Here is a 23085-nt window from a genome sequence, read left to right as displayed (position 1 = left end):
TCAGCATCCCACTCAATGCGATTCGATCGAGCCATCGCTATGCGGATACGTGACGATGCCCCACGCGAGCGGCAGCTCACCGATCTGCTTGAGCGGCTGGTAGCTCTTCGCGTCGAGCACGTACACCGCGTCGGAGCGCCCGCACGCGACCATCAGCTTCGAGCCGTCCGGCGTAAAGCTGAAATGCCAGCAACGCTGGCCGACCGGCACATCGGCGACATGTTCGAAGGTGTGGCCGTCGAACACCTGCACGACCTTGTCGCGCGCAGCAGCCACGAAAAGCCGATGACCGTCCGGCCCGAACGCGACGCCATAGGGCCCAAGTTTGGTGTCGACGGTCTTGACCACTTCGAATGTGTGAGCATCGATCACGACGAGCTTGCTGAGCGACTCCAGCGTGACCACATAGTGCTTGCCATCGGGCGACAGCCGGATGCCGCGCGGCCGGCCGCCCGCCGCGAGCTTCACGGTCCTGATCGGCGCGCCGGTTCGTGCGTGATAGATCGACACCGTATCGTCGCCTTCGTTGGTGACCAGCATCATCTGACCGTCGCGCGAGAATTCGATGCCTTCGGTTTCGTGGCCGCTCGTGACCGAGCGGATCACGTGCCAGTTCTTCATATCGATGATCGCGATTTCAGCGGGCGGCTTGTTCGCGTCGTCGTCGTCCGCGCCGGGCTTGCCGCCCGCGTTCGCTTCGGACTTGTTGTCCCCTTTCGCGTCGGGTTTGCCTTCCGGTTTCGCTCCCGGCGGCCCGCCGTCCTCGCCGGGCTCGTAGGTCACGTACGCGTAGCCGTTGCGCACCCGCACATATTCAGGGTTTTTGCCGATCTTCACGCGCTTGACGACCTTGCCGGTGGCGGTGTCGATCACCGCGAGATCGTTGGTGTTCTTGTTGGCGACCAATAGACGCGTGCCGTCGGCGTTCAGGCTCAGGCCGCGCGGGCCGTCCGCGCCGACCGGAAAGGTCTGTGCAAGCGTCATCTGGTCGAGATCGATCACGCCGACGCCGGCCTTCTCGCTCGTCACGTAGGCGAGCGGCGCGGCCGTGGCATGCGCGGCGCTCGCGGCCAGCACGAGCGCGCAAGCCAGCGCGAGGGAACGGCGTGGCGGTCGGGGGGAAATCCGTGTCTCCAGCATCGTTGTACTCCGTGTTGATATGGCGGCGCCGCGATGGTTCGCGTCATCGTTTCAAGGTAGCCCACCGGGTGATTGTTTGACAACGCGGATCGGCGGGAGATTTTCCCGAATTGCTTCGCGCCGGCCGTCGCGGGTTTGAAAAGCGGGGTCCACGGAGGACAATGACCGCGGAGGTGGCGATGATGCTGCAAGTTGCCGTGATGCACCCAGCAAGTTCTGCGAATCCCGCGGCCGGCTACCGTCGCGCGGCGATCGTGCTGGGCGCCGTGATCGTCGCGCATCTGCTGCTGCTTGCCATCGCATTGAGCGCACGCAACCGGATCGTCGAGCGTCCGGTCGAGCCACGCACGATCACCGCGTTGCTGCTGAGTCCCGAGCCTCCCGCTCCGGTTGTTTCATCACCCGCGCCGCCCCCGCCCGCCGCTGTCGCCCCGCCGGCACCCACGCCAGCCGTCACGCATCCCGCCGTGCACCCCAAACCGGCGCCACAGCCGCGCGCGCAGGTGCCGCATAGTGTGGGAAAGCCTGTGCCGACACCGTCTCCGACACGCGAAAGCACCACGCAGCCCGTCACGCAAACCGCCGCGCCATCGGCGGCGCCGCAGGCCGCCGTGCCCGCCACGCCAACGGCCGCCGCGCCGTCGGCGGCATCCGTTCCCGCCGCTCATCCGGCGGTGCCCGCGTCGACCGAGCCGCGCAACGTGGCGCATGTCGACTGCTCGATTCCGAAGCCCGACTATCCCGACGTCGCGAAGCGGCGCGGCGAGCATGGCACGGCGATCGTGCGCTTCGTCGTCGGTCTGAGCGGGCATATCGAAACAGCGCAATTGCAATCCAGCAGCGGCTCGGCTCGGCTCGACGACGCGGCGCTCGCCGCCGTGCATGCGGGTGCCTGTCAGCCCTACACCGAAAACGGCACGCCGGTGCGCGCCGCGTATTCGCAGTCGTTCGTATTCGGACTGACCGAGTGACCGAACCGCCAACAGACCACCGACACCAACCGAAGGAACTCGCCATGCAACATTACGGACTCGCAAACGTCTGGGATTCGGGTGATTTCGTCACGCGCGGCATTCTGTGTGTGCTCGTGATCATGTCGGTGCTGTCGTGGACGGTGATCATCGTGAAGCTGTGGCAGGTGGTCCGCCTCAGGCGCGTGACCAGCCAGAGCGACGCGCGCTTCTGGAGCGCGGACCGCTTCGACGACGGGCTGCACGCCCTCGGCTACCCGGATTCGAGCGCGCACGACAATCCGCTGCTCGCGCTCGCGCTGGCGGGCCATGAAGCCGCGACGCATCATCGGCAGACGCAGCAGCAGTTGCACGACCGCATCGATGTGTCCGACTGGATCACCCGGCGTCTGCAGGACACGATGGACGAAACGATCGCACGTCTGCAAAGCGGCCTCGCGATTCTTGCTTCGATCGGCAGCACTGCGCCTTTCGTTGGGCTGTTCGGCACCGTATGGGGCATCTACCATGCACTGATCGTGATCGGCGAGACCGGTCAGACTTCTATCGATCATGTTGCCGGCCCGGTCGGCGAGTCGCTGATCATGACGGCGTTCGGGCTCTTCGTCGCGATACCGGCCGTGCTCGGCTACAACGGACTGACGCGCGCGAACCGCTCGATCGTCGCGCGCCTGAAGCGCTTCGCGCACGGCTTGCATGCGTACTTCGTGACCGGTGCGCAATTGCCGTCGAGCGCCGGCCCGCAGATGCGCGTGGTACCGCGCGGCACCAACGCGACGAACGCAACCCGCGACGGAGACCTCGAATGGCAATGAGCCCTTTCTCCGACGACGACGATCAAGGTCTGATGAACGAGATCAACATGACGCCGCTCGTCGATGTGATGCTGGTCCTGCTGATCATTTTTCTCGTCACCATACCGGCGCTGCAGCACGCGGTCAGGATCGATCTGCCGCATGCGAGCAGTCAGCCGGAAGCGGTCAAGCCCGCGCATGTGGACGTCGCGGTGCAAGCGGACGGCACGGTGCTGTGGGACGGTCAGCCCGTGACCGACGACGGCTTGCGCGCGCGCATCGCGCAGGCCGCCCTCGCGACGCCGCAGCCGGAGCTGCATTTGCGCGCCGATCGCAAGGTGCCGTACGAGCGGGTCGCGATCGTGATGTCGGCGGCGCAAAGCGGCGGGCTGACGAAGCTGGGCTTCGTGACCGATCCGCAGCTGGGCAAATGACGCGGCGCGGCGCGCATGTTGCGGCGTGCTCGTCGGCACATAATGCGATGCTTATCGACGGCGAAAGAATCTCTGAATTTGAATCGGCGGATGGCTCGGCTATCGTGGTGCGTGTCTGAACGGCACCCCACCCTCGCGAGGACCGCACGATGCAAGCCCTTATCTTCGACGTCGACGGCACGCTCGCCGACACCGAGACCGCTCATCTGCAAGCGTTCAACGCCGCGTTTGCGGAAGCGGGCCTCGACTGGTTCTGGGACGAAGCGCTCTATTCGGGCCTGCTGAAAGTGGCGGGCGGCAAGGAGCGTCTGCTGCATTACTGGCGCACGGTCGCGTGCGAGGAAGCCGCGGGCCCGCGAGCGCGAGAGGCCGTCGACGCGCTGCACGCACTGAAGACGCGCCACTACACCGAGCGCGTGCGCGAGCGCGGCGTGCCGCTGCGACCCGGCATCGCGCGTCTGATCGACGAGGCGAACGAGGCCGGCCTGCGCGTGGCGATCGCGACGACCACGACGCCCGCCAACCTCGACGCGCTATTGCACGGGCATTTCGGCGCCAGCTGGCGCCATCGCTTCGCGGCGATCGGCGACGCCCGCACCACGTCGGCGAAAAAGCCCGCCCCCGACGTCTATCGACACGTGCTCGAACAGCTCGGCTTGCAGCCCGCGGCCTGCCTCGCCTTCGAGGACTCGCGCAATGGGTTGCTCGCGGCGCGCGCCGCGCGCGTGCCGGTCGTCGTCACGCCGAGCACTTTTACCGCGCATGAGGACTTCGATGGCGCGCTGGCCGTGTTGCCTCATCTCGGCGATCCGCATGCGCCGATCGTTCCGATGGTGCGCGGCGAATGGCATCGCTGGGTGGATCTGGCGACACTGCGTCGCTGGCATGAAGACGCCACGCGGCGTCCCGATTCGGCCGCGCGCGGCGCACTGAACGCAGACCAGGCGAACGCGAACGCGGGCGCGTCATGGCGATGAACCGCGGCTACCACGCTGTCCTGATCGATCTGGATGGCACGATGGTCGATACCGCGCCGGACATCGTCGCGGCCACCGGCCTGATGCTGAAAGACTTCGGCGCCGAGCCGCTGCCGTCAGGCATGGTGACCGGCTTCATCGGCAACGGCGTGCGCAAGCTCGTGCAACGCTCGCTGAACGCGGCGGGCCTCGGCCAGCATGTCGAACTGGAGCACGCGCAGCACGTATTCGAGCGGCATTACGCGGTGACCAACGCGGAGCTGGGTCGGGTATATCCCGGCGTGATGGCCGGGCTGCACGCGTTGCGCCAGCACGGGTACCGCTGCGCATGCGTGACCAACAAGCCGCAGGCGCTGGCGGCGGCGCTGCTCGACAAAACGGGGCTCGCCGATCATCTGGACGGGCTGGTCGCGGGCGACACCGTGGCGAGCATGAAGCCGTCGCCCGAACCGCTTTGGCACGCGTGCCGGCTGCTCGACGCCGAGCCCGAACGTTGCGTGCTGGTCGGCGATTCATCGGTCGATGTCGCGGCGGCGCGCGCGGCGGGTCTGCCGGTCTTTATCGTCAGCTATGGCTATGGCAGCGCGAGCGGCGCCGACATGCCGCGCTGCGACGCGCTGATCGATTCGTTCGAGGCGTTGCCGGCGATTCTGGCGCAAACGCGGCCGGCATTGCGCGCTTGATTCCAGCCGCTAACTCGCCGACAACAACCCCGCGACCCGCGCCGACTTCGTCTGTACCGCGATGTCTTTCGCCGTCATTCCCCGGTTGTCCTTCAACGACCGGTTCGCGCCGCGCGCGAGCAACAGCTGGGCAGTCTCCGCGCGATCGTAGCCGGCCGCCCACATCAGCGCGGTCAGATCGTTCTTGTAGGTCCGGTTCACGTCGACGCCGGCATCGAGCAATTGACCGACGACCTTCGTTTGCCCCTCGCCCGCCGCGTATTCCATCGCGGTCTTGCCGACGCGATCGGTCGCGAGCGGATCGGCGCCATGCGCGAGCAGCAGCGCGACGATCTCGTCGAAGCCGCCGTAGGCGGCGGCCATCAGCGGTGTATCGCCCGGCGCGTTCGCATGCTGGACGTTCGCGCCGCGCTCGATCAGCGTGCGCGCCATCGCCGTATCGCCCTTCTTGCACGCGGTCACGAGCGCGGTGTCGCCGATCCGGTTCATCGCATCGACCGACGCGCCGCGCTGCAGCGCCGCGACGACCGACTGCTGATCGTCGTCCTTCGCGGCCGCGAGCAGTTGGCGGTTGATTTCCCCCTGGTCCTGCGCGAGCGCCGGCACGCAAGCGCCGAACGCGGCGGCGAGCAGAACGGCGGCCACAAGTGACCGAGTGATCATGTCTGTCATCGTGTCTTCCCCGCTACTGCAGATTGTTGATATAGGCGGCCAGATGATGGATGTCGTCGTCGGTCAGATTACGCGTCACGCTGGCCATGTTGCCCGCATCGTTGGTGCGCGTGTGCGAGCGAAAGTCCTGCAACTCTTTGACGATGTACTGATAATGTTGGCCCGCGACGCGCGGAATCTCGTTCTGCCCGGAAAAGCCGCCCAGGTGGCACATCGTGCACAGCACCTCGGCGGCCTTCCTGCTGCCCGCTTCTATGCTGGCGCCATCCGCTTTGAACTGCACCGATATGGGCTTCTGCGCGGCGAAGTAGTCGGCGAGGTCCTGCATGTCCTCGGCCGACAGGTTCGCCGCCATCGGCGACATGCGCGGATCGCTGCGCCGTCCCTGCTTGAAGTCCTTCAGTTCCAGATATATATAGCGCGCGGTTTGGCCGGCCAGGATCGGATAGTCCGGATTGGTCGAATTGCCCATCGGTCCGTGACAGGCCACGCACACCTGCGCTTTCGCCTTGCCCGCCTCGGCGTCGGCGCGCGCGCCCGACGGCAGCCATGCGGCGATCAATCCGCCGCACAGCAGCGCCATCCACGCAGCGCGCGCCCCACCCGGCGCTCCCCGCGGCGCCGGCCCCCTCATGGCACCGCGAACACGATGACGCTATTGCCGCGCTTGTAGTCGAGCTGCGTATTGCCGCCCGCCGCGACCGCCACGTATTGCTTGCCGTCGAGCGTGTACGACACGGCCGGCGCGTTGACGCCCGCGCCGCACTGGAACTCCCACAGCTTCTTGCCGTTCGCGGCATCGAACGCGCGGAACAGGCCGTTGCCCTCGCCGTTGAACACGAGGCCGCCCGCCGTCGCGAGTACGCCGCCGATCAGCGGCTGGTCGGTCTTGTAGTCCCACGCGATCTTGCCGGTGTCGACGTTGACGGCCGACAGCTTGCCCCATTGCGCCTCGGACGGGATCACCTTGAACGCGCCGCCGAGCCACAGCTTGCTGCCGCCCGGATAGGCGGCGTCCTCGACCTGGTACGTCATCGGCTGATGCAGGTTGGCCGCGTAGACGAGACGCGTCTGCGGATCGAACGCGATCGGCGACCATTCGACGCCGCCGTTCGCGCCCGGCAACATGCGCGCGCCGGCCGCGGTCGGCAGCGTCCACATGCTTTCCTGCGGAATCATCGCCTGCGAGAAGCGGATCAGACGGCCGGTCGCACGATCATGCACGTACACGTGACCGGTCTTGCCCGCATGCACGATGCCGGGGATCATCTTGCCGTCGTTGTCGCGCACGTCGATCAGCACCGGCGGGCTTACCGCGTCGAGGTCCCAGACGTCGTGCGGCACGTACTGGTAGTGCCATTTGTACTTGCCGGTGTCGAGATCGATCGCAACGAGCGAGTCCGTATAGAGGTTGTCTCCCGGCCGGATCGCGCCATACAGGTCCGGCGACGGATTGCCGACCATGAAGTAAACCGTGTTCGTTTTCCGGTCGATCGCCGGCGTCATCCACACGCCGCCGCCGAGCGTCTTGTAGAAGTCCCCGCCCTTGTCGGCCAGCTGCTTCTTCTCTGCGTCGATGTCACGCTTCTCGTCGCGGCCGGTCGCGTCTTTGGTCGCCCACACGCCTTCCTGGCCGGTTTCGGGAATCGTGTAGAAAGTCCACAGCAACTGGCCGGAATTCGCGTCATACGCCTTCACGAAGCCGCGAATGCCGTACTCGCCGCCGTTCGTGCCGATCAACACCTTGCCGTCGACGACCGCCGGCGCCATCGTTTCCGAGTAGCCCTGGTCGGGATCGGCGATCTGGGTTTGCCACAGCACGTTGCCGGTTTTGGCGTCGAGCGCGACGAGCTTGGAGTCGAGCGTGCCCATATAGAGCCGGTCACCCGAAATCGCGACGCCACGGTTGTTGGGTCCGCAACAGAACGTCGTGACCGGACCCATCTTGTGCTTGTAATGCCAGTACTCCTTGCCCGTCTTCGCATCGATCGCGTACACATGATTGAACGACGTGGTCAGGAACATCACGCCATCCTTCACGATCGGCGCCGTTTCCATCGATTCGTTGACAGCCGTCTGGAAGATGAACACCGGTTTGAGCTTCGCGACGTTCGTCCTGTTGATCTGCGAGCCCGGGTAATAGCGCGTCTGCGCATACGAGCCGTTCGAATGCAGCCAGACCGCCGTCATGCTGCCGGCGCGATCGAGCTGATCCTGGGTGACGGGCTGAAGCGTCGATGGCACCGGCGCGGCGGTGGTGGTCGTGCTGTTCTGAACTTCGTCGGCGGCATGAGCCGCGGGCAAGCCGAACGCGATGGCGAGCAGTGGCAGGCCGACAATTCCCTGAATACGGTTGAATGGCATTAGCGTCTCCTAGCTTTTTATATTCCTATGGATTGCAGCGCAGGAGTGCGACATGGATCCACGCGGACGACAGCGTGAAAGAACACGGTGGCGCAACCCTCGCAGACAACAAAAGCGTACGGCTTCGAATCGTTGTTTAGCTCTGTCAGGATGGGTCGGCTTCGCAGAGGGGAGAAGTGATGCACGGGTCCGCGGCAAACCGGCTCGATTAAGGTTAGGCGATGTGTTGTGGATTTTCTAGAGTAAAGCGTTAAGGAGTGGCAAGCGATCGGCGCGCACCGTTGTCGCCAGTCACGGCCGCCCTGGTGATCGTTTTCACCTACGTTGCGACGAGTGGACTACGCGTCGAAACCGAACAGCCGGCGTGGCGTTTCCCACGGGATCTGCCGCCGCAGTCGGAGCGAACACGTGCCAATGGCAGCCGATCTTGTCTTCGTCGAATACGCTCATGAGTTTTATCACTGAATAGACCGCTCATTGAGCCGATCAGAACCGCCCGCCGCGCCAATCGGCGCCCTGCAGATAGTTTCGGTCGGTCTGTTCCGGATTGCGGTTTACCAGAGGTCGCGCGTAAAGCGGGTGATGCAGGCTGCGCACTTCGTGCTCGAGCCTGAAGCAACGCTCCCCGGAGGCCAGATCGACGAGGTCGGCAAACCGGTATTGATGTGGCTCCTCTCCATATACGAGGCCTTTTTCGGCGAGCCGCCTGAACGGCTCCGAAAAAGCCGCCGTGTAAATGGCGATGTGGTGTCCGTCGTATTCAGGAACGGGCTCGGTTGTCTCCGCATACAGCAGTTGCTGATGCGTGCCGATGTCGATCATCGCCCGGTGCAAGCCATGCTTCTCTTCGATGTCGACGGGCGCATCGAACATATCGCGGTAAAAGCGCGCGATAGGCAGCGCGCTGCCGACTGGCACATCCATCTTCACGAACGCGATGCCCAGATCGATTTGCGACCACGGAGCCGACGCGGATCGATCGACGGGATCGAGGCACTCGTAGCGGTTGCCCCATGGACACGTCACTTCGACACTGCCTGCGCGCTCCGTCCAGCCGAACCCGGTGCCGGCGAGCAGCGGCTCGACCGAGCGCAAACGCCTCACCAGCGCGTCGAGTTCACCCACCACGAGACCGACACTGCCGCGCAAACGTTGCGCCGCCCCGTGCGGCAAGTGAATCTGCGAGCGGCCGATGTTGATCCACATATTCTCGACCCCGGTCATCACGAACGGATCGCGCGTGAGCCCGAGGCCGGTGACGTAGAAGGCGGTCGCGAGAATCTGGTTGGGGATTTTCAGGTTGACGTGTTCGAGCAGGATCAGATTGCCGGTATCGTCGTTAGCGTAAGAGTGTTCCATGTGTCTGCCTTGTGCATGAGCCGCGAAACGCTGGGCAAATTATGCATCAACAGCGCAAATGGTTCGTATCGAGCGACGCGCAGGCGCTTATCTCTTCAGTACCTTCCACGGTCCATCGCCGGTTTTGCAGACGATCGGCGTCCAGGTTTGGGTCTGTCCTTTCGCAACCGCGGTCAGCGTCGCGGTCCGGCAGGTTCGATCGCCGTCCTTCGTCGTATCCTGCGGCGTCACCGTGCCCGTGATCGAAACGGAATTGCCGGTGCCCGCATTGCTCCACTCGTACGATTCGCCATCCTTTTTCGTATCGAGCGCCTTTTGCGCCGCATCGTTTAGCGCTTTACGGTCGGCTTCGTGCATGTAGGCGACGGGCGTGTCTTTCAGAAAGTTCAGGTTCGCTGCATGGCACAAGACGGGGCTCGCGAGCAGCGCCGCTGCCGTCAGCCACTGCGTGATCGTGAGGGAGTGCACGGCGTCGTGTGTGAGCGCGCACGCGCCGGGAAGCAATTGACGTGACATTTGGTTTTCTCCTCGAGATCATCCGCGACCCGCTTCGTCCGCGAGATCGCCGTTTTGCTGGAATGCGTCGACGAGGTCGGCCACCGAGCCGCGTCGGCTGATGTGGCCGACACGAACCTCGAGCCCCTCGGCGCGCAGCAGGTCGCGCACGTCCGCGTGAGCGCCGACGACCTTCATCCCGGTGCCCGCCGCCTGCAGCGCGACGTGCATCGCCTTGAGCATGCGCGCGCCCGCCAGATCGACGACCGGCGACGCCGACAGATCGCAGATCACGAGCCGCACCGGCTCGGGCGCGGCGCGGATCATGCGCCAGATCGTCGTGCGCACGTGCTCGACGTTGAAGTACAGCAGCGACGCCTCGACCCGCACCGCCAGCACATGCGCAATCGTCTCGTTCTCGGCATGACGTTCGAGATCGGAGAAATAGCGCGTGCCGGGAATACGCCCGAGCATCGCGACATGCGGATGCGCGGCGCGGCGAATGATCAGCAGCATCGACACCAGCACCGCGACGATCACGCCCTTCAGGATGCCCAACAGCAGCACCGCCGCGAACGCCACCATCGAAATCGCGAATTCGAAGCGGCTCACGCGCCACACATGACGCAATTCGCGGACATCGACGAGGCCTTTCACGGCCACGAGCACGATCGCCGCCAGCACGACGTTGGGCAGATTCGCGAGCAGTCCGGTGAGGAACATCAGACAGAAGCCGATCGCCAGCGACGCGAAGACCAGCGCCAGCGGGCTTTTCGCGCCGGCCTTGTCGTTCACCGACGATTGCGACAGCCCGCCCGCGACCGGAAACGCCTGGAACAATCCCGCGGCAAGATTGGCCGCGCCGAGCCCGAGCAATTCCTGGCGGGCGTCGATCTCGTCACCATGTGCCTGCGCGAGCGCGCGCGCGGCCGACACGCTCTCGACATAGGCGAGCAACAGGCACGCGAACGCGAGCGGGATGATGCCATCGACATCGCTTACCCGCAGCCCCGGCAGACGGAATTCAGGCAAGCCCTGAGGCAGCGCACCCACCAGCGTAAAGCCGCGGCTGGCCAGCGACGTGACGGACAGCGCGACGATCGACGCAGCGACCACGGCGAGCGCCACCGGACGCCCCGGCAGAAGCTTTTCGCCGAGCAGCAGCAACGCGATGCAAACGATACCGAAGGCGAACACGCTGACATTGGTCAGCGGAAGCTGCCCCCACAGTACGGCAATCCGTTCGAAGAAAAATTCGCCGCCGCCTTTCACGCCGAACAGCTTCGGCAACTGGGTCATCGCGATCGTTAGCGCGGCGCCCGCCTTGAAGCCGAGCAGAATCGTCTCGCTGATGAAGCTGACGAGCGAACTTAGGCGCAGCAGCCAGCCGATCACGCACATGCACGCGATCAGCACCGACGTGAGCGCTGCGATCGAAGCCCAGCGCGCCGGATCACCGTCGGCCATCGTCGCGACCGTCACGCCGACCAGCATCGAGATCGCCGAGGTCGGGCCGACCGCGAGCTGGCGCGACGAACCGAACAGCGCGTAACAGAGGCCGCCGACCAGATAGCCGTAGATGCCGTATTGCGGCGGCACGCCGGCGAGCGACGCATACGCGAGCGATACCGGAATGCCATAGGCCGCGAGCGTCACACCGGCGACCGCGTCTTTCGCGAGCCAGCGCGGCTGATAGCTTCGCAGCCATTGCGCGGGCGGAAACGCGGAGCGCCACCCGCGCGCGGGTGGCGTGGCTGACGCGAGGCCGGTGACGCCAGGTGGGTGGTTCAACGTAGCGCCTCGAGTACGAAAGCGGAGCCGACGGAAGCACGGGCGCGCGGCGCGGGCGTGGCCACTGCCGACCCCGAGCGGTTCAGAGCGAATCCTTGACGCGCTGCCACGTGTGATCCGGGTTGAATTCGGTCACCGGCGGCGCATGCGGGCCACGGTCCTTCTGGTAGATCACGCCGTTGTTGCTGACCACGAAGGTCATCACGCCGCTCTTGCCGTACTGCGCCGGATAAGCGACCATCGCGAACCCCGCGATCATGTGCCCGTTGATTACGTAGCTGAACGCGCCGCCCGGCGCGTTCTTGCCCTGCCGCGTCAGGATCTGGAACTGGTAGCCCCGGTAAGGATCGCCCGCCGCGTGGCCTTTCAGATATTCGGAGCTGGCGGCGACGAGCGGGCCGAACGGACTCTCCTCTTCGTCGCTGTTTTCGTCGGTATGCCAGTAGAGACCGTCCTGCTTGCCCGGCGTGCTGGCCAGCTTCTGCGCGTATTCGTGCAGGCCGTCGTGGTTCCGGTCGCGCGACGCATATTGGCGCTGCGCGTCGAGATAAGCCTCCAGCACCCTGATCGCTGCGAGTTCGTTGGAGCCGATGCGTCGATTGATCAGTTCTTCTTCGCCCTCTTCGGTCGCGAAGCGCCAGCCGCCGCCGTCCTTGACGATCGGTATCGGCATCGGCCACGCCTCGTCGCCGACCAGCAGAATCCGCCGGTTCGGTCCCCTGTCGTCGAGCACGTGATAGGCGTCGAGCTCCTTGCTCGCCTTGGCCCAGTTCGCCTCGTTCTCCGCCTGATCCGGCGAGACCACGAGGCTCTTGTGCGCTTCGCCGAAGATCGCGACGAGCGACGCTTCGTCGTCGGTCTTCAGCGCGCTGGACAGCGCGGCGACCGCGTCTTCCGGGGTGGCGAAAGTGCGCTGCCCTGCGGCGAACGCCGCCAACGGAACCGACAGCGCGAGCACCATCGCGCACAGCCGCCGCGATGAGGCCACGCGTCGCCGCGAAACGTCGCGTGCGCGCTTTCCGGTGATGCTCTGCCCGCTCATGGCTGCTCCTTATCGCCGTCCGCCGCCGCGGCCGCCACCACCGGCCCGCGGCGTGAATCCGCCACCGCCACGCCCGCCGCCGGAAAATCCGCCGCCGCCACCGCCGCCGAATCCACCGCCACCGGCGTATCCGCCTCCGCCGCCACGCGCCGCCGACTGGCGGCTCGCCGCGCCGCGCGCGCTACTGGCTTGCGCATCGCGCGCCGAGCCGTAGCTGCTGAACGCATCGCCGCCGCGTGCGCCCGTCGACGCCGTCGGACGCTGGGACGGCTGCGGCCGCCCTTGCGCGCCAGCGCCGCCACCCGCAAAGTTCGCGCCCGCACCGCCGCCAGCACCGCCAGCGCCGCCACCCGCAAAGTTCGCGCCGGCAACGCCGCCCGCTCCGCCGCGGTTGCCGCCTGCCAACCCACCGCCCGCACCCGCACCCGCGCCGCCGCCGCGCGACGGCGGATCGCCGACCCGCTGCGTGCGCGCCGAACGATCCGAGATACCGCTGACCTGGCCCGGCTTCTTGTCCGGGGTCCATGCGGAGGTGCCGCCTCCCTGCCCGCGACCGCCGCCGCGGTTGATGTCGTTGACATTGCCGGTGTTGATATTGCCGCGCTCGACGTTCCTATCGCCCCGGTTAACAGTTCTATCGCCGCGCTCGACGTTTCTTTCGCGGTTGATGTTGATGTTGTTGTTGCCGCCGCCCCCGTAATGCGTTTCATAGTGCCCGCCGTTCCAGGCGGCGGTAATCGCCGCGCCCCAGATCAGCCCCGTCGCGAGCGCGGCGCCGGGCGCGTACGGATAGTAGTAGGCCGGATATGGCGTGGGCGCATACGCGTAGGTCACGGGTGCACTGGCCACCACGACGGTCTGCGGGTTGTATTGCGGTACGTAGATCACCTGCGGATCGGCCGGCTGGATCTTGATCACTTCCTTTTCGACGACCACGACCTGCTTGTCGTCGGATTTCAGATGCCCCGCCGACTGCGTTTGGCGCCGGAAGCGCTGAATCGCTTCGAGCACCGAGCCCTGATCGGCCACGACGGCTTCGCCGAGATCGATCGTCCAGTCGAGATCGGTGCTCATGTTCTTGACGATGTCGGGGTAATTCAGCAGCGCCTTCACCGGATCGTGCCACGCGTCGTTGAGCTTCAGCGACTTGTTGTTCTTGTACTGGTCGAGAAACCGGTCGGCCTGCACGATTTCCACCGGATAGGTGGACGCAGGCAGGATGATCGCGATCAGGTCGTCCGGATACAGCGCGATCGGCCCGACGAGCTTGTCGAGCGTCGCCGCGGGAATGGGCGCGTTGGCCGCGTTCGCCGGGGCGTTCGCGGCCGGCGCCTGCGCCAGCGACACCGCAACGGAGAACGCGCCGCAGCACGCCAGAAGCGCGGCGCCCAGCACATGGCTGACGCGTCGCGCGCGCCTCGGCTCGTCGTCGAGCGCCGTAGCAAACGGGATGGTGCGTGCACGCGCACGCGAATCGCGGTCCATCGATGCTTCCCCTTGCGCTTCGTCAGCGGCCTCGGGCTGCATCGCTACGCGGCAGTCCACGGCCATAATCTTCGACAGACAGTTCTCCGAAGCAATGGAAACGACCTGCACCTGTTGCATGAATACAGTTTGGAAATCACAAACGATATTGCAAATACGACCTTGGTCCGATTGCGCCAAACAAGCCCGCGACGCCATGATGAAAGCGAACCTGCCATTGCTGCGCATCCACCGCGCGGCAACCGGTCCCATCAGAATTCCCATTCACGGGTGCCGGTTGCGCCCTCACGCCTGCACCAACAGGCAGCTGGCGACTCGCACCCGCGTGTGCCCACGCAAGGAGCTGTCGTGAACAAATCGACGAAATATGCCGTTATTGCCGCGTTGACGGCGTCGCTGTCGCTGGAAGGCATCGCGCAATCGAGGCCGATAGCGTATCCGGCCAGAGGGCAGGGCCCGCAGCAACAGCAGCAGGACGAAGGGGCCTGCTATGCGTGGGCGAAAAACAATACCGGCATCGATCCGACCCAGGTCGCCAACGCCCCGCCCCCGCCTTCCGGCCCCGCGGTGGGAGGCGGCGAGCGCGTGCAGGGCGCGGCGCGCGGCGCGGCCGGCGGCGCAATCATCGGCGCGATTGCGGGCGACGCCGGCAAGGGCGCGGCGATCGGCGCGGCGACCGGCACGATGGTCGGTGGATCGCGCGCGCGGCAGAACCGGCGCGCGGCCGCGGCAAATTCGCAGGCGCAAACACAGGGCGCGATGGACACGTTCAATCGCGCTTTCGCCGCATGCATGTCGGGCCGGGGTTACACCGTCAATTGACCACGCAAGGGGAACAGAATGATTAACCGCAAACTGATCATCGCGGCGGCGCTCGTGTGTGTCGCGAATACGGGGTTCGGTCAGACGGAGGCACCGGTCACGGTCAAGAGCGAGCCCGGCAAAGTCACGGTGTCGGGCACGGTCAAAACCACCTCGACGGTCGTCGGCATCGAGCCGGAAACGCGCACCGTCCTGCTGAAGGACCCGAAGGGCAAGGTCGTGCAGGTCGTGGTCGGCGAGGAAGCGCGCAACTTCGATCAGATCAAGGTCGGCGACGTGGTCAAGGCCGAGTATTCGCAGGCGCTGACTCTCATGCTGAAAAAGGGCAACGCGCCGCTGACCGCCAACGAAACGCAGACGCTCGATCGCACACCGGCAGGCGCGAAACCCGGCGGCTCGGCCTCACGCCAGGTGACGATCATGGCTAACGTGATCGCGGTCGATCACCAGAGCGGTGTGGTCACGCTGAAAGGCCCGCAAGGCAATTTGGTGGATCTGGTCGTGCAGGACCCTGAACAGCTGAAGCGGATCAAGAAAGGCGACCAGATGCAAGCGGTCTATACCGAGGCCGTGGCCATCGCCGTGGAGCCGGTTGCCGGCAAATAGCGGGCATGGCTCGCATCAGATCAGGCGGTGCGCTTGCGCGAGGTCGCTGAGGGGCGGCGAAAAATCAGCGCGTCGGAAACGCACCGTCGAGAAAACCCGCATCGCACTGGGACTTGCCGGCAGATGCGCAAGGCGAAACTCGATTTCGTGCGCGGGACGCGCATCTCCCTCTTCCACGACGACGTTCATCCTGTCGAGCCGGTATTTGCTCTTGCGCACGTAGACATGCGCGTCCGGCGCCTGCAGCACACCGCACATCACGTCGAGATGCCGCTCCAGTGCCTCGGTCTTCAGGCCCAGCTGCGCCAGAGCCTGATCGTTCTCTTCGATCTGCGCCTGCAGTTTCGCCACCTCCGCGTAATTCGACGACGCGTCGCTACCCAGCAGCGAGCGCACGCCCGCTCCTTGCCGTTCGAGAATCGTCAGACGCGTTTTCAGCAGCGCCCTTTCACGTTCCAATTCGTCCTGCCGCGACGTCTCGGCCTCGATCTTGCCGAGGCCTTCGAGCACGAGCTGATCGACGATCCGCAACAAGATTTCATGCCGCAACGCGGCTTCGGACTCGCCGCACACGCGCACCTGGTGATCGCTGAAGTTGAGGGTCGTCTGCGCGAGGTCGGTCTGGGTCGTCTCGCCTCGTTGGCCGACGCCGAAAACGCGCCGCTCGTCGAAGGCCATGCCGAGCACCGCGAAGACCGGATCGGTAACGGGATGGTCGCTGAAGAACTGATTCAGCTCGTGGGAGCGGTTGAAGACCGGGCAGACGTCGTCGGGTGTGGCGAAAAAGGCGTGGATGTATGGGTCCATCGCCCACGCCGCCGCGCTCGCTTCGCGCGCGGGTGGCACTTCATCGGCGAGCCGGTCCAGATAGGCGAGCGTGTGTTGCGCGGCGGGCCGCAGGCGCGACGCATAGTTGCGCGCGAGCCGCAACGACGGACAGAGCCCGACGATCCGCTCGACGATTTCCTGCGCCTGCCGATCGTCGCCCCCTTCGGCAGCGGTGCGCTTCGTCAGCCACGACAACAGACCCATGTCCGGCTCCCCGTCGCCCGTTACGACTCGTCGCGCTCCGGCAGCAGCTGCGCGACGATCGTGTGGTTCTTCCAGAACAGGTTATGCACGCGGTTTTGCAGTATGCGCAGCCCGTCCGTGGGCACGTCGTCGAAAATGACCACGGCGCCCGGCCGCGAACCCGTGCCGTGCACCCGCTGGATCGAACTGAAGCGCGGGAACCCGTAGCGAATCAGGAACTCGCCGATCTCTTCGTCGGAGACGCTTTCCTCGACGTTTCCAAGAAACAGTTCAGCCATGATGCTTACTCCTCCAGACCCTAAGCAACGATGTTCAATCCGCCGTCGATATACAAAGTGGAACCGGACACTCGCCGCGCATACGGCGTGGCCAGAAACGCACAGGTATAGCCGACGTCCATGATGTCGACCAGTTCGCCGAGCGGCGCGCGCTGCACCGCTTCGTTGAGCAGCAGCTCGAAATCCCTCAGGCCCGAAGCAGCGCGAGTCTGCAGCGGTCCGGGAGAAATCGCGTGCACGCGGATGCCCCTCGGTCCCAGCTCGAACGCAAGATAGCGCGCACACGCTTCGAGCGCCGCCTTGACAGGGCCCATCAGGTTGTAATTCGGCACCACCTTGTTCGCGCCGTAGTAGCTCATCGTCAGCATGGTGCCGCCGTCTTTCATCAGCGGCGCGGCGAGGCGCGCCATCCGCACGAACGAATGGCACGAGATATCGATCGCGCTCAGGAAGCCCTCGCGCGACGATTGCAGCAAGCCGCTCTGCAGATCCGCTTTGGGCGCCCATGCAACGGAGTGAACGAGAATGTCGAGTTCCCCCCATGTTTTCTCGATCCGGTCGAACACGGCCTCCATTTCGTCCTCGCCCGTTACGTCGAGCGGCATGAAGATCTCGGCATCGAGTGCTTTGGCGATCGGTTCCACATAAGGAAGCGCCTTGTCGTTCGCATAGGTGAGCGCGACGCTCGCGCCGAGCTCGCGAAACGCCTTCGCGCATCCATAGGCAATCGAATGCTCGTTGGCGACGCCGGTCACGAGGGCCTTCGCACCTTCGAGAATCAAACGCGGTTGCTCGACAGACATGGTGAAACTCCTCTATGGGGCGATAGCGCGCGTGTGACGGGCAATCATCAGTTCCTCGTTGGTGGGCACGACCCAGACCGCCAGCTTGCTCGAAGCGGTCGTTATCAGCGACCCGTTCGCCCGATTGGCCGCGTCGTCGAGTTCGGCGCCGAGCCACGCGGCGTCCCGCACGATGCGCTCGCGGATCTCGACCGCGTGCTCGCCGATGCCGGCCGTCAGCACCAGCGCGTCGATACCTTGCATCGCCGCCGCGAGACTGCCGAGCTCTCGCCCGATGCGGTAGGTGTAGACGTCGATGGCAAAACGCGCGCGCGGGTCGTCGCTGTCGAGCAGCACGCGCATGTCCCCCCCGATGCCCGACAGGCCGAGAAGACCCGAGCCCTTGTAAATCAGGTCCGCGATCGCCTGCGAATCCATCTTCAGCTCGTCGAGCAGATAAAGAATCACGCCGGGGTCGAGACTGCCGCAACGCGTGCCCATCGGCAGGCCTTCCACCGCCGTAAAGCCCATCGTGCTGGCCACGCTCTTGCCCGCGACCATCGCGCACATGCTCGCGCCGTTGCCCAGATGCGCGACCACGGTGCGCCCCGCCGCCGCGTCCGGCGCGATCTGCGGCAGCACGCTTGCGATGTATTCGTACGAAAGCCCGTGAAAGCCATAGCGCCGCACGCCGTGGTCGGTAATCGACGGCGGCAGCGCATAGGCTTGCGCGGTCTCGGTCTGCGTGCGATGAAACGTGGTGTCGAAGCACGCGACCTGTGGAAGGTCGGGACGCAGTTGCGCAAGGATGCGGATCGGCGCGAGGTTATGCGGCTGATGCAGCGGCGCGAGCGGGCTCAGGCTGTCCAGCTGGTCGATGACCTCGGGGGTCACGAGGACGGGGCCGACAAAGCGCTGTCCGCCATGCACGACACGATGCCCGACCGCCTTCAGTTGATTGCCGCTGCCGTGCTCGCGCAAGAAGCCGCCCAGATATTCGATCGCGCCCTGATGGCCGAGGCGATGGCCGTCGCCCCATTCGTGCGAGCTGACGTTGCCGTCGCGATCGGTCGCGCGAAAACGCGGGTTCGTGTAAAGCGCTTCGATCTGGCCGCGCAGAATCAGCTCGAGTTGCGCGTGTTGCGCGTCGAAGGCTCGGAACTTGAGGCTCGACGAGCCTGCGTTCAATACGAGGATCACATCCGACATGGCGTCACCCGACCACCTTGGCGGCCTCGCGCCTTGCCTTCGCCACCAGTGCGGCGACCGCGCACGACGCGAGACGCGTCGACAGCGAATCCGCGCGGCTCGTCAGAATGATCGGCACGCGCGCGCCTAGCACGATGCCCGCCGCGTCCGCGCCGGCCAAAAACGACAGGCTTTTCGCCAGCATGTTGCCCGCTTCGAGGTCCGGCACCACCAGTACATTGGCGCGTCCCGCCACCCGCGATTCGATCTTCTTGATGCGCATGGCTTCGAGGCTGATCGCGTTGTCGAGTGCAAGCGGACCGTCGACGAGACCGCCGGTGATCTGCCCGCGGTCCACCATCTTGCACAGCGCCGCCGCTTCCACCGTCGATGGAATCTTCGGATTGACGCTCTCGGTCGCGGACAGGATCGCCACGCGGACTTCTTCAAATTTCAGCGCGTGCCCAAGATCGATCGCGTTCTGCAGGATGTCGACCTTCTCTTCGAGCGTCGGCGCGATGTTGATCGCGGCGTCGCTGATGATCAGCGCGTTCTCGTACGCGGGCACGTCCATCACGAAGCAATGGCTGATGCGCCGCTCGGTGCGCAGGCCGATGTCACGGCGAATCACCTCGGCCATCAGCTCGTCGGTGTGCAGGCTGCCCTTCATCATGGCCTCGGCCTTGCCTTCGCGCACCAGTTGCACGGCTGCGGCGGCAGCGGCATGGCTATGCGCTGCATCGACGATCGTGAAGTCCGAGATGTCGATGCCGTGCTCGGCGGCGATCGCTTCGATACGGACGCGTGGCCCGACGAGAACCGGCGCGATCAGGCCCATGCCCGCCGCTTCCACCGCGCCCTGCAGCGAACTCTGGTCGCACGGGTGCGCGACCGCTGTCGGCATCGCCGGCAGCGTCTGGCAGAACTCGATCAGGCGCTGATACTTCGCGTGCTTTTCCATCGGCTTATTCCTCGTGTGTACAGCGCGTCAGATTCGTGACGCGCGATGCGCCCGGCTGACGGGCGCCGTGCTTGCCATTGCGTCATGCTTGCATCCGGCCGCGCAACGCGCCGCTCGCTCACATGCGCGTGGGGTCAGGCAAACGGGCGTCGCGCTTGCGGTTCACTCGCGAACCCAGCACCGCGCGGATGCGTTCGAACGCGTCCTTTTGCGCGGCGTCGGGCGACGCGTTCAACACGCGCTCGTCGCTCGCCAGCTTGTCGAGCAGTTGCAGAAAGCGCTCGCGGTCCTCGCTATGGGAAAGCAGCTTAGGCAGCGTCGCAATCGCCTGGTCCGGTTCGAGGCTGACGATGATTTCCTGCTCGCCCCGGATGCGCCGCCAGTGATCGCTGCTGATGTCGGGCAGATACTCCGCGTAGCTTTCGGCGATCTCCTTGCGCAACTCGTAGCGCGCGAGCGGCAACGACTCGCCCCTTCGCGACAACAGGAAGGCCGCGCGCGCGAGCGCCTCCGTGTAGCCGCCGTCGCCGATCGCCTCCAACACCGTGCGCACGAACGGCAACTCGCGCGGATCGATCGCGCCGGCCTGCGCGGGCGCGCCATCGGCGGCCGGCTTGCTCAAATACGTCGCATATAGGTTCGCGTACACGCTGAAGAAGCCGGCCTCGGTCGCCGCGTCGCGCATCGCGCGGTAATAGTCGAGCGACGCGCTGATCATTTGCGAGCCATTGCGTTCGAGCTTGCTCCACGGGTTATCCGCGCCGGTCCGCTGACGATTCTCACGCACCGACTGCGCCGCCGCCGGCAGCCAGCCAAGCCACGGGTTCATCGCGGAAACGGCCCAGCGCTGCCAGCGCAGCGGATGGAACTGGCGCAGCATGCGGGCGCTCGTTTCGTTCGACATCGCCTGCACGAACGGCTGCGCGAACAGTTCATACATGCGCTGATTCATATCGGACACCGCCGCGACCACTTCGAACGGCTTTTCGTCGATGCGGCCGAAGCGGTTCAAGCGCGCGGCAATCTCCTCGAGCCGCCGCTCATGAAATTCCACTTCGTAATCGATCTCTCCGGCCGCGTTCCTCGTCTCGTTGATGGTCATGCCGTAGAGCCCGGGCGGAAACGTCTCGATGGTCTCGAGCACGGAGACGATCTGCCTGTGCTCTTTCTTCGCGACTTTGCCGGACACGAAAATGCCCAGATGCCCGATGTTCTGGTGCGTCAGACCGACGATCACCTGGCCGCGCGCCTTGATCTCCTCGGTGCTGCCGTACAGGTCCGCCACCCAGTTGAACGCCTGTTGAGGCGGCGTGATGTTGTCGCCCATCGACGCGAACAGCACGATCGGCGAGCGGATTTCACGCAGATCGAACGCCTGGCCGCTGCTGTTCGTCACACCGCCCGACCACAGCTTGTTGCCGACGAACAGGTTGCGCGTGATCCATTCGATCTCTTCGCGATTCATCAGGTAGTAGCTGCCCCACCAGCGCTCGAATTCCAGAAAGCGCGGCGGTTCGGTATCGACGTTCGAATACAGGTGGTAGTACTTGTCCCAGAACGTGTTGGCGGGGTTCAGGTTCTCGAAGTTCTGCACCAGATACGCGCCGTCGAACTTGCCGTTGCCGAGATCCGCCGCGTACGACGCGAGCCACGCGCCGCCCAGCATGCCGCCCGCATAGCGCATCGGGTTGTCGCCCTCGCCTTCGCTCCAGGCGGCGCTCCAGTACGACATCGGGGCACCGTTGATGACGATCGGGCCGGTCTCCTCGGGGTCGGAGCTGGCGAGCATCATCGCCGCCCAGCCGCCCTGGCAATTGCCGATGATCGCGGGCTTCGGACTGTCCGGATGCAGCGCGCGCACCTTGCGCACGAATCGCTGCTCGGCATTGCACACGTCGAGCAGAGTTTGACCGGGTTCGGGGTCGCGAAAGAACACCACGAAGTAGACGGGATAGCCCGCGCGCAGCGCGATGCCCGCCTGCGAATCGTCCTTGAAGCCGCCGATGCCGGGGCCGTGGCCCGCGCGCGGATCGATGATCAGATATGGGCGCTTGCGCACGTCGACGCCCACGCCTTCGAGCGGACGGAGTTGCAGCAGCGCATAGTTGACCGGCCGCTCGAACGTGCGGCCGTCGAGCAGCATGTCGTACTCGAAATGCAGCACCGGCGTCGGACCGCTGACGCTGCGTTCGACGAATTCGTTGCCGCGCCGGTATAGCGTGTCCCAGAAGAGCAGCGAACGCAGCGCGGCATCCACCGTGTATTGCCACGCGCTCAGCGGATCGAATGGCGCGGGCATCGCGCTTGCAGTCGGCGCGCCATCGTGATCGAGGCCGAGCGTTTCGGTGACCCGTTCGTTCAGATGCTGCTGCGCGATTTGCGTGCGCTTTTGCAGCACGCGGGTGATTTTCGAGGCAATGTCCTGGCTTTGTGACAACAGCGTTTCAGCGTCCATCTGAAGACTCCTGAAAGGTGCGCGTCACGATCGCTGCGGACGCACGCGCCGTGCATCGATTGAATCGTGGATTTGGCCCTGGCCTGTGGCAATCGGACCAAGGTCTTATTATGCGCGCGAGCCAGCGCGGCACCCGGCGTCGGGCGCCGTGCGTGGCGACATGTCGCGCCGCGACGAGTCATTGAGCGGGGCTCGCCTGCACTGCGGCGGCGATATCGCGGCTCACCGAGGCGAGCGCGCGATCATGCGCGGCGATGATCGGCTCGAAGCCGGGACCGGACACGCTCTCGCGAGCGACCGAGCGGCCGGTGACGGCGCGGATCTTGCCGGGCGGGCGCACGGCCCACAGCACGTCGACGGTGACGTCGCGCCCCGGCACGGACTCGAAGCGCATCACGTCGATCCGCACGCGCCAGACGACGGACGGATCGCGTACCGCATCGAACACCGAAATCTGCTGCGAGTTCAGCAGTGCGCCGAGATCGGCCGCGATCACACGGCCGATGTCGCCACCGAGCGGCTGCGCCCAGCGGTCGAATTCGTTGACCTCGACCTCGTTGTTGCCGATCCGCGTGACGATCTGCGGCCGGTCGACGATCTCGGGAATCGTGACCGGACCGATCACGGCCGCGATCGGCCGGCTCGCCCCGGTGCCGCTCAGCGATTCGTCGGGGCTCAGCGTATAGAAGTTCGTCGCCGGCGACTTGCAGGCGCCGAGCAGAGCAGCGGCGAGCGCGAGCATCAGGCAGGCCGT

At 65.5% G+C, this 23085-nt stretch carries 23 protein-coding genes; 7 read left to right on the top strand and 16 right to left on the bottom strand.

Features of this window, described 5'->3' with window-relative positions; all coding sequences use genetic code 11:
* Positions 1 to 12: 12 nt before the first annotated feature.
* Positions 13 to 1140 (bottom strand): beta-propeller fold lactonase family protein, encoded by a 1128-nt coding sequence (locus AB3X96_RS07115; protein WP_368589134.1) that lies wholly within the window; start codon positions 1138 to 1140, stop codon positions 13 to 15.
* 179 nt (positions 1141 to 1319) lie between these two features.
* Between AB3X96_RS07115 and AB3X96_RS07110 the strand changes: the two genes are divergently transcribed.
* The 5 genes from AB3X96_RS07110 (at position 1320) to gph (ending at position 4999) form a co-directional block, all read left to right on the top strand.
* Complete coding sequence (locus AB3X96_RS07110) at positions 1320 to 2111, top strand: TonB family protein (protein WP_368589133.1); 792 nt, start codon at positions 1320 to 1322, stop codon at positions 2109 to 2111.
* A gap of 44 nt (positions 2112 to 2155) precedes the next feature.
* Positions 2156 to 2926 carry a MotA/TolQ/ExbB proton channel family protein gene (locus AB3X96_RS07105; protein WP_176120544.1) on the top strand — a complete coding sequence of 257 codons (771 nt, stop codon included), beginning with the start codon at positions 2156 to 2158 and terminating at the stop codon, positions 2924 to 2926.
* On the top strand, positions 2917 to 3339 hold the full coding sequence (locus tag AB3X96_RS07100) for a biopolymer transporter ExbD (protein ID WP_176107445.1): 423 nt from the start codon (positions 2917 to 2919) through the stop codon (positions 3337 to 3339). The genes AB3X96_RS07105 and AB3X96_RS07100 overlap by 10 nt, the downstream gene beginning before the upstream one ends.
* A 149-nt stretch (positions 3340 to 3488) precedes the next feature.
* Positions 3489 to 4316 (top strand): HAD family hydrolase, encoded by an 828-nt coding sequence (locus AB3X96_RS07095; protein ID WP_368589132.1) that lies wholly within the window; start codon positions 3489 to 3491, stop codon positions 4314 to 4316.
* Entirely contained in the window at positions 4307 to 4999 is a 693-nt protein-coding gene (gph, locus tag AB3X96_RS07090) for a phosphoglycolate phosphatase (RefSeq protein WP_368589131.1), read from the top strand. The genes AB3X96_RS07095 and gph overlap by 10 nt, the downstream gene beginning before the upstream one ends.
* A gap of 9 nt (positions 5000 to 5008) precedes the next feature.
* Here the strand turns inward: gph and AB3X96_RS07085 are convergent, their stop codons facing one another.
* From AB3X96_RS07085 to AB3X96_RS07050, 8 genes are all read right to left on the bottom strand, one after another.
* Complete coding sequence (locus AB3X96_RS07085; protein WP_368589130.1) at positions 5009 to 5671, bottom strand: ankyrin repeat domain-containing protein; 663 nt, start codon at positions 5669 to 5671, stop codon at positions 5009 to 5011.
* Positions 5672 to 5684: 13 nt separating this feature from the next.
* Positions 5685 to 6254: a cytochrome c gene (locus AB3X96_RS07080; protein ID WP_368589129.1), complete on the bottom strand. Its 570-nt coding sequence runs from the start codon at positions 6252 to 6254 to the stop codon at positions 5685 to 5687.
* A gap of 47 nt (positions 6255 to 6301) precedes the next feature.
* Positions 6302 to 8035, bottom strand: coding sequence for a pyrroloquinoline quinone-dependent dehydrogenase (locus AB3X96_RS07075; protein WP_368589128.1), 1734 nt, complete (start codon positions 8033 to 8035; stop codon positions 6302 to 6304).
* Positions 8036 to 8521: 486 nt separating this feature from the next.
* On the bottom strand, positions 8522 to 9394 hold the full coding sequence (locus AB3X96_RS07070) for a VOC family protein (protein ID WP_368589127.1): 873 nt from the start codon (positions 9392 to 9394) through the stop codon (positions 8522 to 8524).
* A gap of 87 nt (positions 9395 to 9481) precedes the next feature.
* Positions 9482 to 9910 carry an RT0821/Lpp0805 family surface protein gene (locus tag AB3X96_RS07065; protein ID WP_368589126.1) on the bottom strand — a complete coding sequence of 143 codons (429 nt, stop codon included), beginning with the start codon at positions 9908 to 9910 and terminating at the stop codon, positions 9482 to 9484.
* Positions 9911 to 9928: 18 nt separating this feature from the next.
* Positions 9929 to 11680 (bottom strand): SulP family inorganic anion transporter, encoded by a 1752-nt coding sequence (locus AB3X96_RS07060; RefSeq protein ID WP_368589125.1) that lies wholly within the window; start codon positions 11678 to 11680, stop codon positions 9929 to 9931.
* Positions 11681 to 11762: 82 nt separating this feature from the next.
* A complete protein-coding gene (locus AB3X96_RS07055) occupies positions 11763 to 12722 on the bottom strand; it encodes a DUF2950 domain-containing protein (protein ID WP_368589124.1) in 960 nt (319 codons plus the stop codon).
* Between the two features lie 9 nt (positions 12723 to 12731).
* Complete coding sequence (locus AB3X96_RS07050; protein ID WP_368589123.1) at positions 12732 to 14327, bottom strand: DUF3300 domain-containing protein; 1596 nt, start codon at positions 14325 to 14327, stop codon at positions 12732 to 12734.
* Positions 14328 to 14555: 228 nt separating this feature from the next.
* Between AB3X96_RS07050 and AB3X96_RS07045 the strand changes: the two genes are divergently transcribed.
* Positions 14556 to 15029 (top strand): glycine zipper family protein, encoded by a 474-nt coding sequence (locus AB3X96_RS07045; protein WP_368589122.1) that lies wholly within the window; start codon positions 14556 to 14558, stop codon positions 15027 to 15029.
* An 18-nt stretch (positions 15030 to 15047) separates the two neighbouring features.
* Positions 15048 to 15635, top strand: coding sequence for a hypothetical protein (locus AB3X96_RS07040; protein WP_368589121.1), 588 nt, complete (start codon positions 15048 to 15050; stop codon positions 15633 to 15635).
* A 15-nt stretch (positions 15636 to 15650) separates the two neighbouring features.
* On the opposite strand, the gene AB3X96_RS07035 is transcribed toward AB3X96_RS07040, so the two are convergent.
* The 7 genes from AB3X96_RS07035 to AB3X96_RS07005 all read right to left on the bottom strand — a co-directional run bounded on the left by AB3X96_RS07035 (position 15651) and on the right by AB3X96_RS07005 (position 23073).
* Complete coding sequence (locus tag AB3X96_RS07035; RefSeq protein ID WP_368589120.1) at positions 15651 to 16667, bottom strand: hypothetical protein; 1017 nt, start codon at positions 16665 to 16667, stop codon at positions 15651 to 15653.
* A gap of 20 nt (positions 16668 to 16687) precedes the next feature.
* Positions 16688 to 16945, bottom strand: coding sequence for an RNA-binding protein (locus AB3X96_RS07030; RefSeq protein WP_368589119.1), 258 nt, complete (start codon positions 16943 to 16945; stop codon positions 16688 to 16690).
* 20 nt (positions 16946 to 16965) lie between these two features.
* On the bottom strand, positions 16966 to 17748 hold the full coding sequence (gene fabI, locus AB3X96_RS07025) for an enoyl-ACP reductase FabI (protein WP_368589118.1): 783 nt from the start codon (positions 17746 to 17748) through the stop codon (positions 16966 to 16968).
* A gap of 12 nt (positions 17749 to 17760) precedes the next feature.
* On the bottom strand, positions 17761 to 18936 hold the full coding sequence (locus AB3X96_RS07020) for an acetate/propionate family kinase (RefSeq protein ID WP_176107430.1): 1176 nt from the start codon (positions 18934 to 18936) through the stop codon (positions 17761 to 17763).
* Positions 18937 to 18940: 4 nt separating this feature from the next.
* On the bottom strand, positions 18941 to 19876 hold the full coding sequence (locus AB3X96_RS07015; RefSeq protein ID WP_368589117.1) for a phosphate acetyltransferase: 936 nt from the start codon (positions 19874 to 19876) through the stop codon (positions 18941 to 18943).
* 118 nt (positions 19877 to 19994) lie between these two features.
* Entirely contained in the window at positions 19995 to 22331 is a 2337-nt protein-coding gene (locus AB3X96_RS07010; RefSeq protein ID WP_368589116.1) for a DUF3141 domain-containing protein, read from the bottom strand.
* A 178-nt stretch (positions 22332 to 22509) separates the two neighbouring features.
* Entirely contained in the window at positions 22510 to 23073 is a 564-nt protein-coding gene (locus AB3X96_RS07005) for a membrane integrity-associated transporter subunit PqiC (protein WP_368589115.1), read from the bottom strand.
* Positions 23074 to 23085: the final 12 nt, after the last annotated feature.

Origin of the sequence: Paraburkholderia sp. BR13439 (assembly GCF_040948805.1) — a bacterium.
GTDB lineage: Bacteria > Pseudomonadota > Gammaproteobacteria > Burkholderiales > Burkholderiaceae > Paraburkholderia > Paraburkholderia youngii.
Note: the sequence above shows the minus strand (reverse complement) of the source record. Positions and strands in the feature narration are given on the sequence as shown.

Bases quoted from the DNA above. Each gene is read 5' to 3' on its own strand.
- AB3X96_RS07115 (WP_368589134.1), bottom strand. From the start codon at position 1,140: ATGCTGGAGACACGGATTTCCCCCCGACCGCCACGCCGTTCCCTCGCG.
- AB3X96_RS07110 (WP_368589133.1), top strand. From the start codon at position 1,320: ATGATGCTGCAAGTTGCCGTGATGCACCCAGCAAGTTCTGCGAATCCC.
- AB3X96_RS07105 (WP_176120544.1), top strand. From the start codon at position 2,156: ATGCAACATTACGGACTCGCAAACGTCTGGGATTCGGGTGATTTCGTC.
- AB3X96_RS07100 (WP_176107445.1), top strand. From the start codon at position 2,917: ATGGCAATGAGCCCTTTCTCCGACGACGACGATCAAGGTCTGATGAAC.
- AB3X96_RS07095 (WP_368589132.1), top strand. From the start codon at position 3,489: ATGCAAGCCCTTATCTTCGACGTCGACGGCACGCTCGCCGACACCGAG.
- gph (WP_368589131.1), top strand. From the start codon at position 4,307: ATGGCGATGAACCGCGGCTACCACGCTGTCCTGATCGATCTGGATGGC.
- AB3X96_RS07085 (WP_368589130.1), bottom strand. From the start codon at position 5,671: ATGACAGACATGATCACTCGGTCACTTGTGGCCGCCGTTCTGCTCGCC.
- AB3X96_RS07080 (WP_368589129.1), bottom strand. From the start codon at position 6,254: ATGGCGCTGCTGTGCGGCGGATTGATCGCCGCATGGCTGCCGTCGGGC.
- AB3X96_RS07075 (WP_368589128.1), bottom strand. From the start codon at position 8,035: ATGCCATTCAACCGTATTCAGGGAATTGTCGGCCTGCCACTGCTCGCC.
- AB3X96_RS07070 (WP_368589127.1), bottom strand. From the start codon at position 9,394: ATGGAACACTCTTACGCTAACGACGATACCGGCAATCTGATCCTGCTC.
- AB3X96_RS07065 (WP_368589126.1), bottom strand. From the start codon at position 9,910: ATGTCACGTCAATTGCTTCCCGGCGCGTGCGCGCTCACACACGACGCC.
- AB3X96_RS07055 (WP_368589124.1), bottom strand. From the start codon at position 12,722: ATGAGCGGGCAGAGCATCACCGGAAAGCGCGCACGCGACGTTTCGCGG.
- AB3X96_RS07050 (WP_368589123.1), bottom strand. From the start codon at position 14,327: ATGCAACAGGTGCAGGTCGTTTCCATTGCTTCGGAGAACTGTCTGTCG.
- AB3X96_RS07040 (WP_368589121.1), top strand. From the start codon at position 15,048: ATGATTAACCGCAAACTGATCATCGCGGCGGCGCTCGTGTGTGTCGCG.
- AB3X96_RS07035 (WP_368589120.1), bottom strand. From the start codon at position 16,667: ATGGGTCTGTTGTCGTGGCTGACGAAGCGCACCGCTGCCGAAGGGGGC.
- AB3X96_RS07030 (WP_368589119.1), bottom strand. From the start codon at position 16,945: ATGGCTGAACTGTTTCTTGGAAACGTCGAGGAAAGCGTCTCCGACGAA.
- fabI (WP_368589118.1), bottom strand. From the start codon at position 17,748: ATGTCTGTCGAGCAACCGCGTTTGATTCTCGAAGGTGCGAAGGCCCTC.
- AB3X96_RS07020 (WP_176107430.1), bottom strand. From the start codon at position 18,936: ATGTCGGATGTGATCCTCGTATTGAACGCAGGCTCGTCGAGCCTCAAG.
- AB3X96_RS07015 (WP_368589117.1), bottom strand. From the start codon at position 19,876: ATGGAAAAGCACGCGAAGTATCAGCGCCTGATCGAGTTCTGCCAGACG.
- AB3X96_RS07010 (WP_368589116.1), bottom strand. From the start codon at position 22,331: ATGGACGCTGAAACGCTGTTGTCACAAAGCCAGGACATTGCCTCGAAA.
- AB3X96_RS07005 (WP_368589115.1), bottom strand. From the start codon at position 23,073: ATGCTCGCGCTCGCCGCTGCTCTGCTCGGCGCCTGCAAGTCGCCGGCG.